The following is a 24,540-nucleotide window of genomic DNA, read 5'->3' on the forward strand; positions in this document are numbered from 1 at the left end:
TGTGTCCTATTCTTCAAACTTCAAAGATCGAATTGGCCGGTTTGTCATCTATGCCATCGTCATCATGCTGGCATTGGTCTGCCTTCTTCCGTTATGGAATATCGTCGCCATTTCATTCAGCAGCAGCGAGGCGGTATCCGCGAATGCTGTAGGTCTCGTTCCGGTCAATTTTACAACAGCGGCTTATACCAAAATTATTGATGATGCACAGTTCTGGCGTTCCTTTGGCATATCTGTTCTGCGTGTCGCGCTCACCCTTGTGCTTAACATGATTTTGATTATTTTGATGGCTTATCCGTTATCCAAATCGAAGAGGGATTTCAAAGGCAGAAACATTTATATGAATATCATGATTTTTGCCATGTTGTTCAGCGGAGGCATGATTCCGAGTTACCTGTTGATCAAAAACCTGGACATGCTGAATACGATATGGGCACTGGTTCTGCCAGGCGCTGTCCCCATATTCAGTGTCATCCTTGTGATGAATTTCTTCTCTGCTGTACCTAGAGCGCTTGAAGAAGCAGCGTTCATCGATGGAGCAAATCCCATTCAGGTCTTGTTCAAAGTGTATGTGCCTGTGTCCATTCCTGCGCTGGCGACAGTCGCCTTGTTCAGTATCGTCGGTACATGGAATGACTTCTTCAGTGGTTTGATCTATATGACCAAAGTCAGCAATTACCCGCTAATGACCTATATTCAGTCCCTTAATGTGAATATTGCCGATTTGCTTCAAGCCGGCACGAATTCCAGCGAACTCAGCAACCTGACTGAAATTTCGAATAAAAACCTGAACGCAGCCAAAATCGTAGTTGCTGTTATCCCGCTATTACTGATTTATCCCTTGCTGCAAAAATACTTTGTGACTGGCATTGTTGTAGGATCGGTCAAAGAATAACCTTAGAAAGGTTGAATGGAACATGGAAAATAAAAAATGGTGGAAAGAAACTGTGGTATATCAAATATATCCACGCAGCTTTCAAGATCGAAACGGTGATGGAATCGGAGACTTGGAGGGCATTGTGTCCCGATTGGATTATTTGCAGCAACTCGGCATTGGTGCGATCTGGTTATCACCTGTCTGCAAGTCCCCTCAAGATGATTACGGATATGATATTTCAGATTATCAGGACATCGATCCGATGTTTGGGTCTTTGGAAGATATGGAAACGTTAATTCTTGAAGCCAAGAAACGTGACATTCGGATCATTATGGACTTGGTGTTGAACCATACCTCGGATGAACACCCCTGGTTCCAAGAAGCCAAAAAAGGTAAAGACAATCCGTACCATGACTACTACGTCTGGAGAGATGGCGTGGAAGGAATACCTCCGAACGACTTGGGGTCCACCTTCGGTGGTTCAGCCTGGGAATGGGTGCCTGAGATCGGGCAATATTATTTGCATCTATTTTCCGTAAAACAGCCAGATCTCAACTGGGAAAACCCCAAAGTCCGGCAGGAAATATACAACATGATCAATTGGTGGATCGAAAAGGGTGTGGGTGGTTTTCGACTTGATGTGATCGACTTAATCGGTAAAGAACCGGATTTGAAGATTACGGGAAACGGACCTAATCTGCATAAATACATCAGGGAACTGAGCAAGGAGACGTTTCAAAAAGCAGAAGACCTGCTTACGGTTGGAGAAACATGGGGCGCCACTCCGGAAATCGCCAAACTGTACAGCAATCCAGACGGCAGTGAGTTTTCAATGGTATTCCAATTTGAACACATCAGTTTGGATGAACAAGATGGCAAAGGAAAGTGGGATCTTAAACCTTTGGATGTGATGGCATTAAAAAAAGTGCTGTCCAAGTGGCAAACGGAGCTTAAGGGTGATGCCTGGAACAGTCTATTCTGGAACAACCACGATTTGCCACGTATCGTGTCACGTTGGGGAAATGATGGAGAATTCAGAGTTGAATCGGCTAAAATGTTGGCGACCCTTCTTCATGGCATGCAAGGTACGCCTTACATATATCAAGGTGAAGAGCTGGGGATGACGAATGTTCAATATTCGATCGAGGATTATCGGGATATTGAATTGCTCAATTTTTATAAGGAAAGAATGGGGAAAGGTTATCCTGAACAAAGCGTGATGGAGTCGATCTACGCCAAGGGACGTGATAATGCACGCACACCTATGCAATGGGATAGTTCCGATAACGCTGGTTTTACACGAGGGGAACCTTGGATTAAGGTAAATCCAAATTATACGTATATCCATGCAGAGGAAAGTTTGAATGACCCTGAATCCATATTCCATTATTACCGGAAGTTAATTCAATTACGAAAAGATCATGAAGTCATCGTATATGGTGATTATAAGCTGATCTTTCCAGAGAACCCAGACGTGTTTGCATACACCCGTACGCTGAATGGTACTACAATTCTTGTGTTATGCAATTTCAAAGGATATACGACTGAACTCCCGCTTCAGGAGCAATTGACAGGGTCCCATCAGCTTTTGATAGCTAACTATACAGGTGAACTCTCGGAGAGTGAATTACGTCCATATGAAGCAAGAATGTACGTTATTCATAATTAAAGCATAATACGTTATATGATGTTCAGTTCTCAAGAAAGAAGGATTGTATTCAATGAAAAGAGTATGGTGGAAAGAGGCAGTAGCTTATCAAATCTATCCGAGAAGTTTTATGGATTCCAACGGAGATGGGGTTGGTGACATTAAGGGGATCATCTCAAAACTGGATTATATTCAAGATCTCGGTATTGATCTGATATGGATCTGTCCGATGTATAAGTCACCCAACGACGATAATGGGTATGACATCAGCAATTACTGTTCCATTATGGATGAATTCGGCACGATGGCGGACTTTGATCAATTACTGAATGAAGTGCATCACCGCGGCATGAAACTCATTATGGACTTGGTGATTAATCATACAAGTGACGAACACCCGTGGTTTATTGAATCCAGAGCTTCGCTGGATAACCCCAAACGGGATTGGTACATCTGGAGAGATGGGAAGAATGGAGATGAACCAAATAACTGGGAGAGCATCTTTGGCGGTTCTGCTTGGGAATATGATGAAGTCTCCGGACAGTACTATCTCCATCTATTCTCCAAAAAACAACCAGACTTGAATTGGGCAAATCAGGAAGTTCGGAAATCCATATATGAAATGATGAATTGGTGGCTGGATAAAGGTATTGATGGTTTCCGTGTGGATGCCATCAGCCATATTCACAAAGAAGAGGGCCTCTTGGACATGCCAATAAGAGAAGGCGTCAAGTACATCTCCTCTTTTGAAAAGCATATGAATGTCAAGGGAATCCAGAGTTATCTGCAAGAAATGAAAGAGAACACATTATCCAGATATGACGTCGTGACTGTTGGGGAAGCAAATGGAGTAAAGGTAGAGGACCAAGAAGATCTGCTGGATTGGATCTGTGAAGTCAGAGGGAAATTTAATATGGTCTTTCAATTCGAACATCTGGACCTTTGGAAAAACAGCACAGACAGGCAACTGGATGTTCCCAAACTGAAAAACGTCTTGACCAAGTGGCAAAAATCACTGGAAGGCGTCGGCTGGAATGCTTTATTTATTGAAAATCATGATCAGCCTCGTAAAGTTTCAACTTGGGGAAATGATACAGAATATTGGTATGAAAGTGCTACAGCACTTGGAGCCATGTACTTTTTCATGCAAGGCACTCCATTCATATATCAGGGGCAAGAGATCGGCATGACAAACGTGGCATTCCCTTCCATAGAGGATTATAACGACATAGCGGATCGGAATTTATATCAGATCAAACGTGAAGAGGGGATGTCACATGAGGAGATCATGAACATCATCTGGGCTTCGAGTCGCGATAATTCCAGAACGCCGATGCAATGGTCTAAGGCCAAAGAGGCAGGGTTTACCAGTGGTACGCCATGGCTGAAAGTGAATGACAATTACATCCATATTAATGTAGAGAAACAACTTCAGGAACCACGTTCCATTCTTCAATTTTATAAACAAATGATTCAGCTGCGAAAAGAGCACGATACGTTGACTTATGGTATTTATGAGCTTCATATGCCGGATCATCCGAGTGTATATGCATATACACGTACACTGGCAGACCAACAGGTGCTGGTAGTAATCAATCTTACTGAACACATGGTGGAGCTTGAGGAAGATGAGCTTGGCCTCAACTTCTCAGAGATCTGGCTTACCAACTATGAGAATGGCTTGCTGCCGCTGGTGTTGCGACCGTTTGAAACTATTGTTGGATTAAGCGAAAAGTATAAATCTGATGTTCCTACAGGTATCCAATGAAGCAAACAGAGAATTCACTCTCTAATTTCTGACATCGAGCAAGTGGACCCCTTAGAAAAGGTATTGGAATCAGTGCCGCTTATCCAATGAATTTCTAAGGGGCTTTATTTGTTATGCCTTCAGCCAGCGGAGGGCGTGAAACGAGTGAAGCCAAGTCATTTTTCTTTAAAGGGGATACATTAAGTCAACCTTTAAATTTGAGAGGGTTCTTCCTGCGTATACCGACGAGCATACCTCAGATTGAAAATTTGTTAATTATCCTTTATTATGAAAGCGTTATCGTAAATTGAATACTTATTGTTCCATTCGGTCAATTGACCAACATATTAAACCTCGAGGTGAGTAGCATGAAGTACAGAAGATTGGGCAAAACCGAGCTGGATGTATCCGTCGTAGGTGTGGGCACCTGGCAGTTTGGCGGGGACTGGGGTAAGGACTATACCCAGAAGGAAGTCGATGATATTCTTTACCGTGCCAAAGAGCTTGGTATTAATTTGATTGATACAGCGGAATGTTACGGACCTCACCATATGTCGGAAAACTTTATCGGGGATTTTATGTCCCGTGACCGGCGTGAGGATTGGGTGATCGCATCGAAGTTTGGTCATCAATGGCATGATCACTGGACCAATGCCTGGAGTGTGGATCAGATCCGTGTACAACTGGAAGAATCCCTGAAAGCCCTAAGAACAGATTATATCGATTTGTATCAGTTCCATTCCGGATCAGATGAGGCGTTTGATAACGACGAGCTGTGGACCATGCTGGACAAGCAGGTACAGGCCGGTAAAATTCGAAATCTTGGTATCTCCATTGGCAGCAACGATAATCTGCATCAGACGAGCAAGGCTAGTGAGTTAAACGCGAAGGCAATACAGGTCGTATATAACCGTCTGGACCAGAAGCCCGAGGAGAGGGTATTCCCGTCATGTCAGGAGCAGGACCTTGGTGTGCTTGCAAGAGTCCCACTGGCCAGCGGCTATCTGAGCGGTAAGTACAAGCCGGGCGCCGTGTTCAATGACAATGTCAGAAAGGGACGCGAGCGTCAAGAGATCGATGAGAAACTGCAGCTGGTAAGTGAAATCCAGAAGAACGAAGTCCCTGAAGGGGTCGACATGGCCTCGTGGGCCCTTGCCTGGTGTCTGAAGCATCCAGCCGTTAGCTGCGTCATTCCAGGATGCAAAAGTCCGGATCAGGTTGAAGCGAACGCCCGGGCTGCAGATCTGGAATTATAAGCGAGCTTGATTGGTGTAGCTTGCTGAGGGCAATATAATCGTGGATTAAAGTGAATTAAAAAGGAGAAAGCAGCCGACCAAAGTATAAGGGGTCGGCTGCTTTTTTTGACCTGGAAGAATCATAATTAATATTTAAATTGAATCGTCAAACGCTCTAACTTTTGAGACATTTCCTGCAAGGTTGTGGATAAACTCGTGATTTGCTCCATGGAAGCCAGTTGTTCTTCTGAAGAAGCAGCTATATTTTGGGAGTTGTCTGCAGCTTGAAGTGCTAGATTGGAGACTTGCTCCTGGCCCGCTGTGATTTCTTGGACGCTTGCCGTGATCTGCTGTGTAACGCTGGCAAGTTCCTCCGTTTGTTGGGCGATAAAGTTGGTAGACTCTACGATTTTGTTAAACTGTTGTTCCGTCTCATTAGCAATCTGTATGCCGGAGTCAACGTCCTGTTTAACTCGATTCAACGTTTTGAGCGATTGTTCGATATCTGTACGCATATCTTGAATCAACGTAGAAATCTGCCCGGATGACTGGTTCGATTGTTCAGCAAGTTTTCTCACTTCAGCAGCTACTACGGAGAAACCGCGTCCTTCTTCGCCTGCACGGGCTGCCTCAATCGAAGCGTTCAAAGCAAGAAGATTCGTCTGCTTCGCAATATCCGTAATTGCAATGAGCATCGTACCGATCTGCTGGCTACGTTCATCTAGCATTCTCATAACTACATCCGTTTCATTAACCGACTTGTTGATCAGATTCATTTGCTTCGCCGTATGCTCTACGGCTGTACCACCTATGTTCGCGAGTTCCATCGCATCAACAGAAGAATCGGCAATGGTTGATGAGCTTTCCGCAATTCGCTGGATCCCGATCGATATTTCCTCGAGTGAGTTGGTTGTCCGTTGAAGCATCATTTGTTGCTCTTGTGCACCGGCTGCAGATTCTTGGATGGAAATGGTGATATTCTCAGTTGCCTGACTGGTGTGCTCCGCACCAAGAGTCAACTCTTTGGAAGATGAGGCTACCTGCTTGGTAGAGAGATCGACTTGACTAATAAGCGTTCTCATGTTTTTAATCATATGATTAAAGTCCTGTGAAAGCTCACCGATCTCATCTTTGGACTTCATCTTAACTTCTTCAACGGTTAGGTCACCGTCCGCAACGGATTTCAATCGCTTAGCGACCATAAGGATCGGCTTCGTTAGGCGTCCTGAGATGATGCTAACGATAATGGAACCAAGAACAACCGCCACAGCCATAATTATAAGAACAAGATACAATACTTGTGTGGCACCACTGTTAAACTCACTTAAGTAGGCACCCGAACCGATGATCCATCCCCAATGCGGGTCCATTTCAACATATGAAACTTTCGTTTCTACCTCACCTGTATCCGGTAGAGCCCACTTGTAGGTGACAAATCCGCCTCCGGCTGTTCCAACATTAACGAGCTCTTTTCCCAAATATACGCCATCTTCTGTAACGACATCTGTCAAATCCTGACCTTCATTTGAAGGATTCATTACGGAATGTGCATCTTTGCCAACAGCCCATGGATATCCTGTTTCCCCTACAGTATATTCACTTTTTACAGGCCGCTTATTATCTGCATTCTTTTCACCGAGCAGTTCTACGCGGAGCTTTTCCTGCGCTTGCTCCAATGTTAAACTTCCATTCTCTACCTGCTCGTTGAGGAGATTAATCATACCAATGACCATTCGGACACTATTTTCAAGTGCGGCCTTGCCGGATTCATTCATTTCATTTTTTGAAACGGTATAAGAACTGAACCCTATTACGATTGTGGGCACGATAAGTATAACCAAGCACAAAGAAACTAACTTAGCCCTTAACGTTCTCATTTTTAGAATGGATCCTATCTTTGTTTTCACTTCAGTTCCCCCTAAGTATGTCAATGTACAGATCTAACTCAGAACCTGATAGTTAAAATTTAAATTAAATCTGTACCTAATATATCGAAAAAAGAGGAGCTAAAATGAAGTCTTTGAGCGATGAAAATCTCTGTAAACGAACTCGACCTTTTGTCTGCGATGTTTCATAAAACAAAGGTAAACAAATACTTATTGTTGTATAATGATGGTAAAATATACAGGTGATATGATAGGAGCGAGGGATTTTGCACAGAAAGATTAAGATTAACCTTTTTTACTTAGCTGCTGGGATTTATCTGGGTATCGCCGTTGCAGCATTTGTTCCATGGATTGAGATTGGTTTGAAAATAACGGCATATTCAAGCATCATCGCACTATTAATAACGATCTATGACTCTTCTAAGGTTAGCCTTAGAATAACCTCACAAGAAGGCAATTTGCGTAAGCAAAGAATTCATTATGTATTTATGTTAGCTATGAAAGTGTTAATGATAGTATCACCATTCGTTCTTTTGTTCTGGATCAATTATGAGGATGATGAAGAAGTAATAGCCAAGATAAGTAATTACGTAACCTTTGCTGCAATTGGAATTGTGTTTTTTACAAGAGGCATGGAATTAAAAGGTTTAAGCAGCACTCAAAAATGATTTGAGGCATATTGCATTATTATAGATAGGAAGGGGTGTTACCTTACGGTAATCACTCCTTTTTGTATTGTAGAACAGAATGAAAGATATCTAAAAATGAATTGTAATCTTCATCCTAATGGAGTAATATGCTAATTGTATATATCTCAAAGATATATTTTGAATGGGAGGGCATATGAAAAGAATCAATACCACCCACTTTGCGATTCTCGGCTTGCTTCGTGTGAAGCCCATGAGCGCATATGAGCTTGTTAAGTTTTCGAAGGAGAGCATCGGCCTTTTTTGGAACGAATCGTATGGACATATTCATAAGAGTATCAAACAATTGCAGTTAGAAGGCTCAGTTTCGGTGATAGAAGAAGCGAAGACGGGGAGACGTAAAATTGTCTACGGCATTACAGAGCAAGGATGTGACCAACTTGATTCCTGGCTGGCTCTGCCACCTGAAGAACCCGTAATGAGAAACGAACTGCTGATGAAGCTTTTTGTCTCCGATGAACGTCATATCCCGCAACTCATCACTTTTCTTGAAGAGGAATTAACAGCTAACGAACAGCTCATCACGATGTTGGCAGGAATTAAAGCGAGTGTTCCTAAAGGGAAAAGCAAGCAAGCCCAGCTCTGGTTGTTAACCCTGGACTATGGGGAGAGATATCTTCGGATGACTACGGAATGGTGTCAGCATGCGCTGGAAACCTTAAGTCATCCAAACAAGGGAGAATAAAATGAATAAAAAACGATCCACCCTCATTCCCATCCTATTGATCACGATCGTGGTGGTTGCCTGCGCACCTCTCCTGTTATGGTTTAGAAGTAGTCCGCTTCTCCCATTAAAGGTCTTCGACAGCGATGAATACAACCTGGAGATTAGTTATCAAATTACGGTGTTGTTATTAGCTGTTATTGTGATTGGCATTGTATACGGGTTGGCAGGTAAGGGGGGACTTAGGTATTTAAATCTGAAAAAGCGAGATGGAAAAATTCGGCCCGAACCGTGGATCGGCATTAAGCCGAAAGAAAAAGAGACATGGAAACACTTAGGTCTAAATTTTGCGGTCATCATTACGTTGGTAACATCTGTCGTTATCTACTTCCAAGTGGTGCACGGCGAAAGCGTAAGACTGGAGCTGTATCCCGGTGTTGTCCTCATCCTTGTGTTTGCACTAATGAATGCTTTTTCTGAAGAAATCATCTTTCGGTTTTCATTTGTTGCCGTTGTAGGTAAATATGGTTTGTCTTCGTATGTAGCTCAAGGACTGGCGGCTGCAATCTTTGGCGCCGTTCATTATTTTGGACATCCAGGCGGGATAGCAGGTGTAATTATGGCAGCGTTTATCGGATGGTTTTTAGCCAAATCGATGTTAGAAACGAAAGGATTCTTCTGGGCGCTGACGATTCATTTCTTGCAGGATGTTCTTATTTTTAGTGCCTTATTTATGAAGTAGCTGGGCTTGGGAGCTCATACCAAAAGTTAACCGCCCATTAAAAGGCGGTTAACTTAATCCATTGGCTATTCCTCTATAGGTGTTTCTCATAAATTACCATTGTCATTTTGTCGTTAATAACTTTGGTTACACCCGTCTTTTTATTATGGACCTGATTTACGGACTTCGATCTGAAATTGATCGGAATATGATTTGAGGTCCCCTGCAAGACCAGCGAGTTCCCCGGAGATGTTCGACAGTTCGCTCGCCGACCGTTGCTGTTCCACAGCACTAGCCGTGACTTCTTCGGCCATGGCTGAAGTTTCCTCGGTTGCGGAAGCAATATAACTGAGGTTCTGTTCCAACTCCTGACGAATAGAGTGCATATCCATTGTCCGGCTGTCCAAACTCTGAGCCAACTCATGCACTTCGGTCGATAAGCGGCTAACCTGTCTAAATGCCTGGAGGCAATCAGCGATCTGTTTCTCCTGTTCCTTAACTGCTACCATATTCGCATCAAAATGACTACCCATACGATGTATCTCTTGAACGAATGAACTCAGGATCTCATCAATCTCCTGGATCGAACGTTCGGATTGTTGAGCGAGCTGTCCCATTTCACCAGCAACGACTGCAAAGCCTTTACCTGCTTCTCCAGCTCGGGCTGCTTCAATTGAAGCATTCAGGGATAGTATTTGAGTTTGTTTTAAAATGTTGTGAATTTGACCGCTAATAGAGGAAGCTAGTTCGGATTGAGTCGTCAGAGACCTGGAAATGTCCTGTTGATGCTCAACACGCTTGGCATTCTCTCGGCCTTTCTCAAGCAGAACCTCATGTTCACGTGTAACTTGTACTTGGACAGAAGATAGCTGCTCTGAAGTATAAGTAAACTGTTTCACATATGAACCTACTTCATCCATTATTTTGCCGAGATTCTCTGAGTGCTGGACGGAGTGTTCTGTCTCTTCAGCCTGTTTCATTGAACCCATGGCAATCTCCTCAATCGCTCTGGAAAGTTCTTCGCTCTGACGCTGGTTCGTCTGAGCGGTTTCCGAAATATCTTTGGATGAATGCTGTAACGTATTTGATCCTTGCTGTATTCCCATCAGAATGTTCGTCAATTGGGCAACCATGATGTTAATCAAATCACTGATGTCACCGAGTTGATCATTGGTCATATGTGTGGATACGACTTTGAGATTCCCATCAGCAACCTGTTCGAGGCTTGACTTAATATCGCGTACTTGTCTGAGAATGCCTCTTACTACGAATAACATCATGACCAAAGAAAGAATCAGTACAACCACAAAAATCGGGATTATGGTCTGATAAGCATTATTCACAGATGTCGCGGAGACTTGATTCACTGCTCCAGCAGAAATATCAACGCCCAGATAGCCAATGACAGTACCTTGCGAATCCTTGATTGGTGTAAAGGAGGACAATAGCTGTCCCCAGGTTGGATCATCTACAATGCCTGTTGTGACAACTTCACCGCGTAATAAGCGTTCCTGAATCTGGGGATTGAATTCCATTGCAGTGCCGTAAGGACTATACTCTGTATCATTCCAATCCGCTCCATCCACGGTGTAGATCCACCCGTCCGAAGTTTTGTTATACATATAAACATACAAGGCTCCCGATTGAAGCCTAACTTTAACGAGTTCGTCCCTAAGACTTTTATATTCCTTGCTCTCCTCTGAAACAGTAGAAGATAATGTCTTAATTAATTCCGATTCCTGACCAAGTTGAGAGGCGGTATTCACAGCCAGCTGCTGATTGTTATGCTGCATGGTCATTAATGATGCATTTTCACTGGAGTCGATAGTGGCCCACATAATTAGACCGCCCATGGCCAGTAGCGGAACCAGAATAATCAAATACAGTTTGAATCTTAAATCCATCTTTTTTTGGTAAGTCTTTCTCAAATCCTGTTCCCCCTTGGATGTAATAAAGTAAATATGGTTATTCATATAACCCCTTAATATTTATCGTAATATTGAAGAGGAAAATGAAGACTAACACTAAACTTGTATATACATATACGCAGGAGAATGTGATCATTTGTGGTACCAGTGCACTCAAACCGAATGTAGAAATTACTTTGCATCAAGAAACGTTGTCATTAACCAAAAAAGCTCCACCAGCTTTATGCCAGTGGAGCGCTTAATATTTCTCTAAGACATTCTGTTCAATATACAAACATACTCATGGATGCTCATTGCAGAAACGGTCGATATAATCAGAACATTCAAGTAGAAGCATTTATTGAGATCGTTAGAAAGCATGCCTACCACTGAACCGTTGAATTGCTTCCTCGGTCACCGGTGTGAAGAGATTAACCAGATTACCGTCAGGATCACGAAACAGCAAAGCACGATTCCCCCAAGGCATTGTGGTAGGTGTCTTTACCCACTCATCGACAAACGGCTTCAAGCGCTCGTATTCCGCATCGACATCGTGGACATGGAACTCAATAATGATTGTACGATTGTTGGCCGCGACAGCGGAACCAGCGCCAAATAGTTGCACCGTCTGGGAGTGGCCGATCGCTAGAGTGCACGATGGCATAACAAGTTCGGCAAAGACAGGTGCAGGGCGTTCTGCTGAGACACCCGTAATTTTCTCATAAAACTCGACAAGACGATCCACATCATCAGTAATGATGCGCACAGAAGCAAAATTCACAAGATATCATCCTTCCTATAATAAGTAATACATTTTGGATCAAAAACACTTCGCATTTACTTCTACTCCTTTACAATTTCTTACTCCAACTATATAAAAACACTACTGACAACGGTATGTCAGTAGTGTTTTATGAAGAAACCATAGAATAAGAGTGAGCGGATTGAACTAACGAGAAACGATAACGCCGGAAGGGATCTCACAGTTGGTTGCTACTGTAATTTGTATTATTGCTTCAATGATATTATCGAGCTTTGAGTTATCTACTGTATATGTGAATGTATACTTTTTTCTTATTTTTGCATTTCTGCCAGCTAGTGTGAACATTCCCTGTTCTTTTTTACTTGATGGAGAAAAAAGTAAGCCGGAATAATCCTTTCTTATGTAGTCACTGCCCTTGCCATTGCAGGGTTAAGAACATTGCTAGACTACTATATGAACATAGAAGAAAATCTCTTTTAGTATACGGAATAGTAGCTGCATTTAGTGTTGTAGTATATACACTCTCATGGATCATATGCACAAGATGGATAAGCCGTAAAGAATTATGACCACTTGGAAAAGAACTGTATTTTTCTTGCGAAATAATCTAAGATTTACTCTTAGGTAGTGATAAAACTTGATGAGTAGGGAGTGGAAAAATATTTTCGTGGAGTCAGAGCAGTCATCGTTCAATGATTCTCGTTATCTAGGAGCTAGAATGAAAAAAATCATTTCTTTCATGGACTGGAGTATATTCTCGCTTCGTTTTTATCATTACTTGTTGCTTGCCATTCTAATTCTAACTGTACCCGGAGACTCGGCTCACGTTCAATTGGAGATCATCTGGCTTTTGGCGGCCTTCCTTGTCCCGATCTTATTTTGGTTTCCACAACTGCGGTTGAACAATCTGTGGTTTTGTATTACCGAGGTCGTTCTTGGCGGCTCATATTATGTGAATATGACTATCCATTCTGAATTCATCTCCTCGCCTGATTACTTGCTTCCCAGCCTAACCATGGGCTACTTATTGACCAGAAAGACATTTTGGATTATCCCTACTGTTTTTTTGATACCATTCGTCTTCCTGTTCAATCAAGGATACACCTTGAACCTGAGCATGAGTATGGGGTTCGACAACTTGTTATTTTGCTTTATTGGTATATGGGTAAGCTTCATAGCTAATGCTTATCGTCAGAAAAATGCCTTGGCGGTTGAAGTTGAACATCAGAACAGGTTGTTGAGCCATTATGCCGCTCAGGTCGAGAAATTAACGTTAATGGAAGAACGAAGTCGTATGTCCAAGGAACTCCATGATACACTTGGGCATTCCTTTATTTCCCTGATCATGAGTCTGGATGCGGCCATTGCTCTATTGGATCATAAGCCTGCTGAGGTGAAAGATAGACTTATTCGCTTGAGAGCGTTAGCCGAGAGGAATCTCGACGAAATGAGAGATGTTGTTCACGAAATGGGAGAAGACGATACTAGCCTCTTTAAGCAGATTAGCGTACTTGCTGATAGCTTTGCCGAGCACACTGGAACGAATGTTACATTGGATCTGCCTATGACAGAACATGCAATGCTTCTTAAAGCGCGACAAGCTATTCTTCGCATGATTCAGGAATCGTTTACGAATGCGCTAAAACACGGAAAAGCGTCTAAGCTGAATTTGGAGCTTTCCTTTGTTGAGGAAGCCTTACATATTGTTATTCGAAATAATGGTAAGCCATTGGACAAATTGGAATACGGCTTTGGCTTGACCACGATGAAGCAACGGATTCAGGAAATTGGAGGTAAGCTTACCCTCTCATCCTCATCTGGAGCCACGTCGTTCACCGAGGTGAGATGCGAAATTCCATTAAATGGAGTGATGTTACATGCAGAAGATTAGAATATTAATTGTCGACGATCAAGAGCTTATTCTGGAAAGTCTGCATATTGTCCTGTCTCTTGAAGAAGATTTTGAGATTGTCGGATTAGCCAAAAATGGGGAAGAAGCCATTGAAGGCAGTAAACAATTTCAGCCTGATATCGTGCTAATGGATATTAATATGCCCGTCATGGATGGCGTTGCTGCAACGTCACGAATTAAGCAGCAGATTCCGGCGATTAAGATCATTATGCTGACCTCTTATAAGGAAGTGGATTATGTTTTGACGGCATTAAGTCATGGAGCAGAGGGCTATCTACTCAAAGCGATCCGTCCCAAGGAGCTGGCTGCAGGAATACGTGTGGTTCATACAGGAGGTACATTGATTTCTCAGGAAGTGGCTGCCAAATTGATAAAAAATATCCCCCCGTCTGCTGCTCCAAAGAGCAACGAGTACGGATTGAGCGCACGTGAAATTGAAGTACTTCACAAGTTGGCATCTGGCTTGCGCAATCAAGATATTGCTGAGGCTTTGTTTCTTAGTGAAGGGACCGTTAAAAACTATATTTCTTCCATCTATTCCAAATTGGATGTGAAAGGAAGGAGGGAGGCAACTCGCAAAGCCAAAGATTCAGGAATGATGGAAGAATAAACAGGTAGAATATTACTGATGTTCATAAAAAATCGGCAACTCATTGGAGTTGCCGATTTTTTATGTCATAGGTCAATTCATGACTAAATCGCACTATGTCTATATGACTTTTAAAGTCTAAATTTATAACAAGCGGAACAATCATTTCGGAAGATTGAAGCGCAGAGAGGGGTAATTCGAATGAAAAAAATGAAAAAAATATTTTTTGGGATCGGTATTGCTGTTTTAATACTTTCAATGGTGGTTCTTTACTTTCCAACATGGACTCCGAAAATAAAAGGGGAAAATAGTATTAGTGTACTGGAACAAGTAGAGATCAATGGAACAGGTCATGAAATCATGATCCGCGGTCAAAATGTAGAGAATCCGGTTATTCTGTATGTACACGGTGGGCCGAGCGCGTCTGAAATTCCGCACGCAAAGCAATATCAGGATGTATTGGAATCCAGATTTACCATTGTGAACTATGATCAAAGAGCAAGCGGAAAGTCTTATCATTTTTTTGAGGATTACTCCAATTTATCAACGGACTTGCTGGTTGATGATATACTGACCATCACGGATTATATATCTGAACGGCTTGGCAAGGAAAAGGTGATCCTGATCGGCCATTCCTTCGGTACTTACATTGGTTCTTTGGCTGCCCATAAAGCACCGGAGAAATATGAAGCCTACATCGGAATTGGTCAGGTAGGAGATACCAAGCAGAGTGAGATAGACGGTTGGAATTATGTAATGAAACAAGCTCAGCTTGCAGGTAATGATGATGACATAGCAAGACTTAATCAGGTTTCTGAAGCCATTAATCAAGGGCAGACATTTACACCGAGAGACATTGTTACACGATACAAAGGTGCCGCGAGATTGATGGATAACCCTGATGACAGTTTTCTTGGAATGGCGTTCAGCAGTGAATACAACATGCTCGATGTCATACGTTATCATAAAGGAATGACTTATTCACAAGGAATTCTAATTGGTGAAGTGATGAGTCGTCCATTGCCTTCCTTAATTAAGAAGCTGGATCTGCCATTTTATTTTGTAATGGGAGATTATGACTTTATGACTTCGTCCCATGCTGCCAAACAGTTTTTTGACGGAATTAAAGCTAACAAGAAAGAATTTATTTCTTATAAAGAATCGGCTCACTACCCACACTATGAAGAAAAGGAAAGATTCTTCAATTGGATGACAGATACGTTCACTCCATAACATTTGTTAGAAATTAAAAAGAGAAGTGTGCGTAAATAAAAAGTAATCCGCTGCTGTTTTCAAATAGAGACTGACATTAGGAATCGTTGCAGAAATGCTGACGATTTTTTTGTATACATTTACAGAGCATTATAGAGCTAAAGCCCATAATATTTGATACATTTTTAAACAAATCTTAAACGCAACGTGCATTGGTTTTAAACTCCAGATGTTAGGCTGATATACATAAAAACAGAGGAGTGTCAGCCTAATGAATCAGTTGGTTAGAAAAGTGTTATTGTCTACAGTGGTGTGCAGTTTCAGTGTGATGTCCATTGGTCCGGTGGCATATATGTCTGGATCAACTTTAGTAGACAAGAAGAATACAATATCTTCAGAATTAATTTGGAAAGAGAGCGTTCGCTCAAATGCAAATACGATTACATCCGTTAACGCAGAAAAAAATGATCAGTACTCTGATTTGATGTTTCTAAAGTCTATTTTAGCGGATAAACGAATCGTTAGCTTGGGAGAAGCATCGCATGGAACATCAGAATACAATTCAATGAAAGTAAGACTCGTAAAATTTTTGCATGAAGAACTAGGATATGATGTCATTGCATTTGAATCCAATCTAGCCGATACTACTGCTGCATATGCTCAAATACATAATACAACGCCAGAGGAATTGATGAAGAGCTCTGTCTATGGCGTGTGGCAGGTTGAAGAGAACTTACCTTTATTTGAATACATTGCACAACAAAGCAACACAGATCATCCGCTTATATTAACTGGATTTGATTCACAAGGCACGTCGGAGTCTTTTATTCAATTCGTTGAGGCGTGGTTTGCTAAGGTTGACAAGAATAAAGCAACAGCATTTGCGCAAACGGAACGCTGGTATTTAAAGCTTAACATGGTTAACAAAGTAGACGATTTTAATATTCAAAAGAAGAAAATAAAAGAAAAATATATTACTCTCCAAAAGTTTGTAAGAGACAACAAAGCTGAATTAAGCAGGAATCAGAAAGAGCAACTCAATCTGATATCTCTGGTAGATCGCGTCTTACAAAATAGGTTAGACATGTTAGATAACTACCATCCTCATATTGTAAATCTGCTAGCAGGAGTAGACCCTGAGAAGCATTTGAAATTGGGAAGTTATGAACGAGATCGCGTGATGGCTGATAATGTAGAATGGCTTGCAGAAACAGTCTATCCTGAGGAGAAAATTATTTTATGGGGACACAATTATCATATACGTAAGAATAATTCCACAATGATCACAGAGCATAACGGATACGATTATGATAATAATCCATATCCAACCATGGGTGAGATGCTTCCATACTCACTCAAGCAAGCTGGTTATGTTATAGGTTTGTATGCATATGAAGGAAGCGCATATAAAAACAATGAAGAGGAAGAGCAAGTCCTGCCTCATGAAAAAGGTAGTCTTGAAGATATTGCAGGAATTGAAATGGGTCCAGCCCGGTTCATCAACATGAAGGACAAGGAGTTAAGTCCAACAACGGAATGGATGTACACACCTCGAATTGCCAAAGCATGGGGAGTTTTAGATGAAAAGATGATACCTCGCGATCAGTATGATGGAATATTACTTATTCATAAAATCCATCCCTCTAATCACTAGGAGAGCAACGTACTCAAATTTCGAAGTGAGGGTAAGGGCTAAAAATCGATTGTACTTGGTGGTAAACAGTGTTACTCTAAAAGTCTGTGTTCGACAATATATTCAATACTAGCCACCAATTTAGTTATAAAGAAAGGTAACACTATGATAAAAGTTGAAAACTTATCCTTCTCATTTCCACAAAAGGAACTATATAAAAACATTTCATTTACGTTTGAAGAGGCACAACATTGTGCTTTTATCGGAACAAGCGGAAGTGGAAAAAGTACACTGATTGATATCCTGATGGATCCGGAACGATATTTGTTCGAGGGCAAGTTAGAGATAGACCCCGATTGCAGAATCGGGTATGTGAGTCAGTTTTTGCAAGTAGACAAAACAAAAGAAATGACCGTTTTTGAATATATCGCAGAAGAATTCATCAAGATACAAGATGAAATTACAGCGATTTATGCGGAGATGGCCACCACATCGGATATGGATTCCCTGATGGAAAAGCTTCAATTGGCTTTGGATGCCTTCGAAGCGATGGATGGGGACAATTTCGAAAAAAACATCAATAAACAGTTAAACCTTGCCAACCTCATGAAGCTCAAAGATCTTAGTATATCCGCCATAAGTGGCGGGGAATTCAAACTTATTCAAGTGATGAAGGAAATGCTGAATCGTCCAGACTTCATGATTATGGACGAACCCGATGTATTTCTAGACTTTGAAAACCTGAACGCGCTTAAAAAATTGATTAACTCCCACAAGGGAATGCTGCTGGTCGTTACACACAACCGGTATCTGTTGAATCATTGTTTCAACAAAATCATACACCTAGAAAACACAGAGCTCCAGGAGTTTGACGGGCGATATATCGATTATAACTTCTCACTGCTTCAGTCTAAGATCGAACTGCAAGAAATCGCGGTTGCAGAAGCTGAAGAAATTGAGAGATACGATCACATCATCGACAATCTTAGAGAGATCGCCACATATAATTCGGAAGCCTCGAGAGGCAGAGCGTTAAAAGCCAGAGTCAAGTTTCAAGAGAGATTGGAAGCGCGTCGAATAAAAGAACCCTTTGTCGATATCAAACAGCCGAATATCCGTTTTGGAATCGATAAGGAAATGGAAGACACCGTTGTGGTTAACGTCAATAACTATAGCGTTTCCTTTGACGAGTTGCTTTTGGAAAATGTGAACTTTGAGATCAAATCAACAGATAAAGTAGCCCTGATCGGTCCTAACGGTACCGGGAAAACGACTTTACTCCGAGAAATCTTTAAAAACAATCAGGATTCCATTGAAATCAATCCTGATGTTAAAGTGGCCTATTTATCTCAGGTTCAAGGCGAAATGTTAAAGGATTCGAATACCATCCTAAATGAATTCATAGATTCCGGGTTTCAAACGTATGATGAAATTAGATCGTATCTTCCAAACTATGGCTTTGAAGGAGAAATCCTTGATCAAAAGATTGAATCGTTATCTGGCGGAGAAAAAAACATGCTTCAATTGGCTAAAGTTTCTGCCAGTCAAGCCAACGTATTGCTCCTGGATGAACCAACAAGCCATTTGGACATCTATACACAAATCGCATTGGAGAAAGCCATTGAGGACTACAAAGGTGCGATTATCATGATTTCTCATGATTTCTATTCGGTTGTAAATGGTATGGATTATGTTTTAATTATTGAGGACAAAACGATTAGTAAAATGAGTATAGAAGAATTCAGACAGATGATTTATGCGAGTCATTTTGATGAAAACTATCTAGAAAATGAACAAAAGAAAAAGTCAGTTGAAATGAAAATTGAATTGGCTCTGAAAGATACTAATTTTGAACTTGCAAAGAGTTTGGTTGATGAGCTAGAAAAGCTGATTAAGTTGCTTTAGACAAGGTGAATATTCCATAAATCTAAATCCCCCTGTATGTGGATTAATCCGCATACAGGGGGATTTACTTCTAGAAACAGCTAAACGAGCTGATTCGCTGCAGATCAATGCCGGTGTATAGCCAGAAGAAGCCATTCCAGCGGAAGCCAGCCACCGAATTTCTACCGACAAATACCGGGTACATCCAGAAGCCGGGACCACGATCCGGCCAAATATATGTGTAGCGAAACAAACAGCCGGATATGGCTCTTGGATCTACCGCATATAACGAAGCGGGTTGCTGTGGAATGAATGATGGTGGCGGTCCGGTAGGTGCCTGCACGCCTTGTGGTCCGCCGCCTCCACCCCCGGGGAACGATGGCGGACCAGGAAATCCGCCGGGTCCTCCTGGTCCTCCGGGACCCCCAGGTCCGCCAAATCCTCCACCAGGTCCAAAAGGAGGTAAAAATGTCATATCACATCACTCCTGTTCATTAGTCTAATGTATTGTATGTAGGCAATTGAGCAGGGGAATGGGTGAAAGCCTATAAAAGGCTGCTAATTTGGTCATGGCCTTGTCAGGCGGATATTCAAAATAAAGACAAGCTCAAGCTGCGACCGTTTATCCTTGGGCATGTCCGAGTAGTGAGTTTCTTTCATGTTTTGGGAAAATTGGACAAAACTACGGTGAAGCCATAATAGATTTATACGAACTGCAAAAATGCACTGGGAGCAATCCCGGTGCATTCTCCTTTTAAAATGAGCGATAGGCCAAGACCTTTTTTTTCCATTCATTTCGTTAACGAGTGCGAAAGTCCTGTGGTGTGCAACCATAATGCTTTTTGAATATTTTTATAAAATGCGGCGGAGCCAAAAAACCAAGCGCCTTGCTGACATCTGCAATTTTGAGGTCTGAGTTCAATAACAGGTAAGATGCTCTGTTCATACGTAAGCTGTACAAATAATCACCAATCGTTTCTCCAGTGACCGTTTTGTACACCTTGGACAGGTAAACGGGGTGCAGGCCGATATAATCGGCAATGACCTGAAGGGAGATACCTTCTGCCAAATGCTCCTGAATGTATGTTCTCACTTTAGACGTAATTTGTTCGTGCGCATTCATCAGCTGATTGGAGGCCTGCTTGCGTCGCTGATTAATCATTTTCTCTGCCCAGCTATATATGCGTTGGCCGGATAACTGGCTTTTTTTCCGAAGCAAAAATTCGAACTCCTCCCCAAGCATTTCCTCAACCGTCGTGTCCTGCGATTTTAGTGAAATCGAGAATGTGGAAGACAGGTAGAGTAGTACTGTAAACAATTGATCGTGGGACAGTTCTTTGCCAACTTCGTTCAAGAAAAGAATTCTGGAAATTTTGCTTATGGCCTCATCCCAATTACCTGATTCCAGCAAGTTAGGGAGCAAGGGTGGCTCATACAAATTAATGAGGTTTTGCTGTTCATGGGAATCCGCATCCTTTTTGTCCAGCGTAATAAAATAGCTTTTGTTGCTGCCCACATTCCGATTGATGGCTGACACGGAGGCTAAATATAGATCGGAGAGGTGGTCAGGGAAGAATTGCTCTTTACTCAGACAAATGGAGATGGCTCCCTTTAAAAATTTTTGCACATTGTTTTGCAGTCTGACCGCGTGGGAGTCGACTGAATCGAGTGCATGCAGATCACTGTTTTTGATCAGAAATACCAGATATCCCTGCTCTGTAATGCAATGCCACAGCTTGAACGGATGCTGAAACACTTCTTCGGCTATATTGGTTACAGCATATTCGAGCAAGGATAATGACCGAAGATCATAACCGGAAAATTCTTCCTCCATCCGAATGACCATCATAATAAAGGGGTCAGAGGACGCAAAGGGAATCTCCAGCATGCTGAGACGCCCGGCCAAAATCTGATGGCTCATGGCTTTGTTCTGAAGAAGTTCCTTGAGCAGCTGATTGCGCAACAAGGGCATATTGGCGTGAAGAGCATGCTGAATTTGCTGAAATGAACTGATGCGTTCCCATTCGTGCTCAATATTGGCGATAGCCTTTGTTACAGCTTGGATGAGCTCATCGGTATTTATCGGCTTCAGCAGATAATTAGCAGCCTGATACTGAATTGCTTTTTGGGCATATTCAAACTCATCGTGACCAGACAAAATAATACATCTAATTTTACTGGAGAATCGCCGAATCTCCAAAATAAGCTCCAAACCATCCATCTCGGGCATACGAATATCGGTAATCATGATATCAACAGCGTATTTGGAAGCGATATCGAGAGCCTCCGCAGCCGAGTAAGCTCTATGCACTTCCTGGATGCCATAATCTTCCCAGGGAATTGTCAGCGCGAGACTATCAACAACCGATTTCTCGTCATCCACTATTAATAAACCGTACAAGCTAATTCCCCCTCTATAGACAAGCTGTTACAACACTTATTGTATTGTATGATGGCCGAACTATCATTTCAATGGATGCCGCCTTGGCTCACCTCAAATCTTAAGAAAACGATACAGATGTTCAGAAATACCTATGCGGATTACCGCTGCAAATGGCTTGCGAGGCATGAAAGCTTTCTTTGTATTCAGATTGCGTTATATCACATTAAGAAAGCGCTATTTCATGTCATTCAACGAGACAGTATTATTAAAAAGAGAACTAAAACAATATTATGCGGGACCTTACATAACCGTTTTGCATGTCAAGGATACCTGCCGATAGATGAAGGAGAGTCTGGATGATGAATCGTGATATCAAGCAAATCGTGAAACAGTTAACTTTAAACGAAAAGGCAACACTATGCTCAGGTAGCAGCTTTTGGACAACGCATGCTATAGAACGTTTGGATATTCCATCCATTATGATGACTGATGGTCCTCATGGATTACGCAAGCAAGCAGGTGATGCCGACCATTTGGGACTGAATGGAAGTGTTCCCTCCACTTGTTTTCCATCGGCGGTTGGGTTGGCCAGCTCCTGGAACCGGGATCTCGTTCAACTTGTCGGAGAAACAATTGGTAAAGAGGCGCAAGCGGAGGATGTCGCCATTCTGCTCGGCCCAGGGGCGAACATCAAGCGTTCCCCGTTATGCGGGCGCAACTTCGAATATTTCTCAGAGGACCCTTACCTGACGGGTGAACTGGCAGCATCTCATATTTCAGGTGTGCAAAGCCAGGGTGTGGGAACCTCACTTAAGCATTTTGCAGTGAACAATCAGGAGCATCGCCGAATGACTACCGATGCGGTGGTCGACGAGCGGACGTTAAGAGAAATCTATCTTACCGGGTTTGAGAAGGCGGTCAAGCAAGCGCAGCCATGGACAGTAATGTCTTCTTACAATAGAGTGAATGGAACGTATGCGTCGGAGAATGAATATTTGCTGAATACCATTCTGAAGGAAGAATGGGGACATGAGGGCTTTGTTGTGACAGACTGGTCCGCAGTGAATGAGATCGCAGCCAGCATCGCCGCGGGACTTGGACTGGAAATGCCTTCTTCCAACGGAGAAGGACCACGTAAAATTGTGGAGGCGGTGAATGGCGGCGAGTTATCCGAAGAAAAGCTTGATCAATCCGTGGAGAGGTTGTTAGCTGTTATTTTCAAGACGGCAGAGCATAAACGTCCAGAAGCAACCTTTGATTCTGAGCAGCATCATCAGATTGCCAGAGAGGTAGCAGGAGAAACAATGGTTTTGTTGAAAAACGAGGACGATATTCTTCCGCTGAGCAAGAATAGCCGCATTGCCGTTATCGGAGAGCTAGCTCAGAAGGTCAGATATCAGGGCGGCGGCAGTTCGCATATCCATCCTACTCAACTGGATAATCCTTATGAACAGATGGTTTTACTTGCTGAAGCGGATGCATCGGTGACTTATGCTGAGGGCTACAAGCTTGCTTCAGATGAAAGTGACCCGCTATTGATGAAGGAAGCCGTCGAGGCGGCCAAGGCAGCGGAAGTCGCTGTGCTGTTCATTGGTCTGCCTGACCGCTATGAATCGGAAGGATATGACCGGTCTCACATGGACATCCCCGCTAACCAATCGGCGCTAATCAAAGCCGTTGCCTCAGAGCAGCCTAACCTTGTTGTCGTATTAAGCAATGGATCACCGATTGTGATGCCATGGCTTGATGATGTGAAGGCAGTACTGGAGGCGTATCTGGGTGGTCAGGCAGCTGGAGGAGCCATGGCGGATCTGTTGTTCGGAGAAACCAACCCAAGCGGTAAGCTGGCGGAAACGTTCCCGCAATCGGTGCATCATAACCCTTCGGCTCTGTTTTTCCCCGGGGACGGAGATCGTGTGGAATACCGTGAAGGCATATATGTTGGTTATCGTTACTATGATCGTAAGGGTATTGAACCGTTGTTCCCGTTTGGTTACGGATTGAGCTATACACAGTTTGAATATACCGGTCTGAATCTGAACGATACACAGTTCAAGGATACGGATCGGGTTACGGTAACTGTTACGATTCGAAACACAGGCACTCGTTACGGTCAAGAGGTTGTGCAATTGTATGTGCGGGATCAGCAAACCGTAGTAAGTCGTCCGGACAAGGAATTGAAGGGATTTGCCAAAATCGGACTGGAGCCGGACGCTGAGGGCAGCGTTTCCTTCACACTGGATAAACGCAGCTTTGCCTATTATAATGTTGATTTGAAGGACTGGCATGTAGAGAGCGGTTCCTATGATATTTTGATTGGCTCATCCTCTCGTTCCATTCTCCTGCAACAGACGGTCAACGTGGAGTCCACAACAACCGGGCCAGTACCTACCTTTGACCGTAATACAACGCTGGGTGAGCTGCTCGCCAATCCAAAAACGATGGCTGTCATGAGTCAATTACAGGGACTGGTTCCAGAGGGAACGGAAGAGGCACAATCCGATGCGATATCCTCCGAAATGATTCAGGCAACCATGAAATACATGCCGCTTCGTTCGTTGATTCCGTTTACGGGAGGGGCTTTCACGGAGGAAACTCTTTCCCAGTTGCTTGCTGGATTAAATGCGGCTGTTCGTCAGTAAAATCAAACTTCTGCTTCAACTATAAAACGCTCAAAAACGCCTATAAGTCATGACTTATAGGCGTTTTCCATCTAAGGATGTTATAAGATGTATTCAGGATGTACACATCATCGAGAGGGCTGCTCCATCT

18 protein-coding genes are annotated in these 24,540 nt (G+C 42.7%); 13 read left to right on the forward strand and 5 right to left on the reverse strand.

Annotated elements, in window-relative coordinates; translation table 11 throughout:
* The first annotated feature begins 1 nt into the window (after position 1).
* The 4 genes from MKZ13_RS16160 to MKZ13_RS16175 all read left to right on the forward strand — a co-directional run bounded on the left by MKZ13_RS16160 (position 2) and on the right by MKZ13_RS16175 (position 5,528).
* Positions 2 to 895, forward strand: a complete 894-nt coding sequence (locus MKZ13_RS16160; protein WP_339176742.1) for a carbohydrate ABC transporter permease — start codon at positions 2 to 4, stop codon at positions 893 to 895.
* 22 nt (positions 896 to 917) lie between these two features.
* Entirely contained in the window at positions 918 to 2,546 is a 1,629-nt protein-coding gene (locus MKZ13_RS16165) for an alpha-glucosidase (protein WP_339176743.1), read from the forward strand.
* A gap of 52 nt (positions 2,547 to 2,598) precedes the next feature.
* A complete protein-coding gene (locus tag MKZ13_RS16170) occupies positions 2,599 to 4,293 on the forward strand; it encodes an alpha-glucosidase (RefSeq protein ID WP_339176744.1) in 1,695 nt (564 codons plus the stop codon).
* A gap of 347 nt (positions 4,294 to 4,640) precedes the next feature.
* A complete protein-coding gene (locus MKZ13_RS16175) occupies positions 4,641 to 5,528 on the forward strand; it encodes an aldo/keto reductase (protein ID WP_339176745.1) in 888 nt (295 codons plus the stop codon).
* Positions 5,529 to 5,653: 125 nt separating this feature from the next.
* Here the strand turns inward: MKZ13_RS16175 and MKZ13_RS16180 are convergent, their stop codons facing one another.
* Positions 5,654 to 7,414, reverse strand: coding sequence for a methyl-accepting chemotaxis protein (locus MKZ13_RS16180; protein ID WP_339176746.1), 1,761 nt, complete (start codon positions 7,412 to 7,414; stop codon positions 5,654 to 5,656).
* A gap of 245 nt (positions 7,415 to 7,659) precedes the next feature.
* Here MKZ13_RS16180 and MKZ13_RS16185 point away from each other — a divergent pair, with 245 nt between their 5' ends.
* From MKZ13_RS16185 to MKZ13_RS16195, 3 genes are all read left to right on the forward strand, one after another.
* A complete protein-coding gene (locus MKZ13_RS16185; RefSeq protein WP_221821329.1) occupies positions 7,660 to 8,061 on the forward strand; it encodes a hypothetical protein in 402 nt (133 codons plus the stop codon).
* Positions 8,062 to 8,236: 175 nt separating this feature from the next.
* A complete protein-coding gene (locus MKZ13_RS16190; RefSeq protein ID WP_221821331.1) occupies positions 8,237 to 8,785 on the forward strand; it encodes a PadR family transcriptional regulator in 549 nt (182 codons plus the stop codon).
* A gap of 1 nt (position 8,786) precedes the next feature.
* Positions 8,787 to 9,506, forward strand: a complete 720-nt coding sequence (locus MKZ13_RS16195; protein WP_339176750.1) for a CPBP family intramembrane glutamic endopeptidase — start codon at positions 8,787 to 8,789, stop codon at positions 9,504 to 9,506.
* A 143-nt stretch (positions 9,507 to 9,649) separates the two neighbouring features.
* Here the strand turns inward: MKZ13_RS16195 and MKZ13_RS16200 are convergent, their stop codons facing one another.
* On the reverse strand, positions 9,650 to 11,389 hold the full coding sequence (locus MKZ13_RS16200) for a methyl-accepting chemotaxis protein (protein WP_339176751.1): 1,740 nt from the start codon (positions 11,387 to 11,389) through the stop codon (positions 9,650 to 9,652).
* Positions 11,390 to 11,762: 373 nt separating this feature from the next.
* A complete protein-coding gene (locus tag MKZ13_RS16205; RefSeq protein WP_339176753.1) occupies positions 11,763 to 12,173 on the reverse strand; it encodes a VOC family protein in 411 nt (136 codons plus the stop codon).
* A 700-nt stretch (positions 12,174 to 12,873) separates the two neighbouring features.
* Here MKZ13_RS16205 and MKZ13_RS16210 point away from each other — a divergent pair.
* From MKZ13_RS16210 to MKZ13_RS16230, 5 genes are all read left to right on the forward strand, one after another.
* On the forward strand, positions 12,874 to 14,046 hold the full coding sequence (locus tag MKZ13_RS16210; RefSeq protein WP_339176755.1) for a sensor histidine kinase: 1,173 nt from the start codon (positions 12,874 to 12,876) through the stop codon (positions 14,044 to 14,046).
* Complete coding sequence (locus MKZ13_RS16215; RefSeq protein ID WP_221821341.1) at positions 14,033 to 14,677, forward strand: response regulator transcription factor; 645 nt, start codon at positions 14,033 to 14,035, stop codon at positions 14,675 to 14,677. The genes MKZ13_RS16210 and MKZ13_RS16215 overlap by 14 nt, the downstream gene beginning before the upstream one ends.
* Positions 14,678 to 14,857: 180 nt before the next feature.
* Positions 14,858 to 15,889, forward strand: coding sequence for an alpha/beta hydrolase (locus tag MKZ13_RS16220; RefSeq protein ID WP_221821343.1), 1,032 nt, complete (start codon positions 14,858 to 14,860; stop codon positions 15,887 to 15,889).
* A gap of 250 nt (positions 15,890 to 16,139) precedes the next feature.
* Positions 16,140 to 17,522, forward strand: coding sequence for an erythromycin esterase family protein (locus tag MKZ13_RS16225; protein ID WP_339176756.1), 1,383 nt, complete (start codon positions 16,140 to 16,142; stop codon positions 17,520 to 17,522).
* A 144-nt stretch (positions 17,523 to 17,666) separates the two neighbouring features.
* The gene (locus tag MKZ13_RS16230) at positions 17,667 to 19,406 is read left to right on the forward strand and encodes an ATP-binding cassette domain-containing protein (protein WP_339176758.1); all 1,740 of its coding nucleotides are present in this window, start codon (positions 17,667 to 17,669) and stop codon (positions 19,404 to 19,406) included.
* 70 nt (positions 19,407 to 19,476) lie between these two features.
* On the opposite strand, the gene MKZ13_RS16235 is transcribed toward MKZ13_RS16230, so the two are convergent.
* The gene (locus MKZ13_RS16235) at positions 19,477 to 19,860 is read right to left on the reverse strand and encodes a hypothetical protein (protein ID WP_047843165.1); all 384 of its coding nucleotides are present in this window, start codon (positions 19,858 to 19,860) and stop codon (positions 19,477 to 19,479) included.
* Between the two features lie 324 nt (positions 19,861 to 20,184).
* Positions 20,185 to 21,786 (reverse strand): response regulator, encoded by a 1,602-nt coding sequence (locus tag MKZ13_RS16240; RefSeq protein ID WP_047843166.1) that lies wholly within the window; start codon positions 21,784 to 21,786, stop codon positions 20,185 to 20,187.
* 341 nt (positions 21,787 to 22,127) lie between these two features.
* Between MKZ13_RS16240 and MKZ13_RS16245 the strand changes: the two genes are divergently transcribed.
* The gene (locus MKZ13_RS16245) at positions 22,128 to 24,410 is read left to right on the forward strand and encodes a glycoside hydrolase family 3 C-terminal domain-containing protein (RefSeq protein WP_339185405.1); all 2,283 of its coding nucleotides are present in this window, start codon (positions 22,128 to 22,130) and stop codon (positions 24,408 to 24,410) included.
* Positions 24,411 to 24,540: the final 130 nt, after the last annotated feature.

The organism is Paenibacillus sp. FSL R5-0701, from assembly GCF_037973995.1.
Lineage (GTDB): Bacteria > Bacillota > Bacilli > Paenibacillales > Paenibacillaceae > Paenibacillus.

Excerpts from the sequence above, each read along its gene's own strand:
- MKZ13_RS16200 (WP_339176751.1), bottom strand. The coding sequence starts at position 11,389 with ATGGATTTAAGATTCAAACTGTATTTGATTATTCTGGTTCCGCTACTG.
- MKZ13_RS16220 (WP_221821343.1), top strand. The coding sequence starts at position 14,858 with ATGAAAAAAATGAAAAAAATATTTTTTGGGATCGGTATTGCTGTTTTA.
- MKZ13_RS16165 (WP_339176743.1), top strand. The coding sequence starts at position 918 with ATGGAAAATAAAAAATGGTGGAAAGAAACTGTGGTATATCAAATATAT.
- MKZ13_RS16215 (WP_221821341.1), top strand. The coding sequence starts at position 14,033 with ATGCAGAAGATTAGAATATTAATTGTCGACGATCAAGAGCTTATTCTG.
- MKZ13_RS16170 (WP_339176744.1), top strand. The coding sequence starts at position 2,599 with ATGAAAAGAGTATGGTGGAAAGAGGCAGTAGCTTATCAAATCTATCCG.
- MKZ13_RS16230 (WP_339176758.1), top strand. The coding sequence starts at position 17,667 with ATGATAAAAGTTGAAAACTTATCCTTCTCATTTCCACAAAAGGAACTA.
- MKZ13_RS16190 (WP_221821331.1), top strand. The coding sequence starts at position 8,237 with ATGAAAAGAATCAATACCACCCACTTTGCGATTCTCGGCTTGCTTCGT.
- MKZ13_RS16245 (WP_339185405.1), top strand. The coding sequence starts at position 22,128 with ATGAATCGTGATATCAAGCAAATCGTGAAACAGTTAACTTTAAACGAA.
- MKZ13_RS16175 (WP_339176745.1), top strand. The coding sequence starts at position 4,641 with ATGAAGTACAGAAGATTGGGCAAAACCGAGCTGGATGTATCCGTCGTA.
- MKZ13_RS16195 (WP_339176750.1), top strand. The coding sequence starts at position 8,787 with ATGAATAAAAAACGATCCACCCTCATTCCCATCCTATTGATCACGATC.
- MKZ13_RS16235 (WP_047843165.1), bottom strand. The coding sequence starts at position 19,860 with ATGACATTTTTACCTCCTTTTGGACCTGGTGGAGGATTTGGCGGACCT.
- MKZ13_RS16225 (WP_339176756.1), top strand. The coding sequence starts at position 16,140 with ATGAATCAGTTGGTTAGAAAAGTGTTATTGTCTACAGTGGTGTGCAGT.
- MKZ13_RS16210 (WP_339176755.1), top strand. The coding sequence starts at position 12,874 with ATGAAAAAAATCATTTCTTTCATGGACTGGAGTATATTCTCGCTTCGT.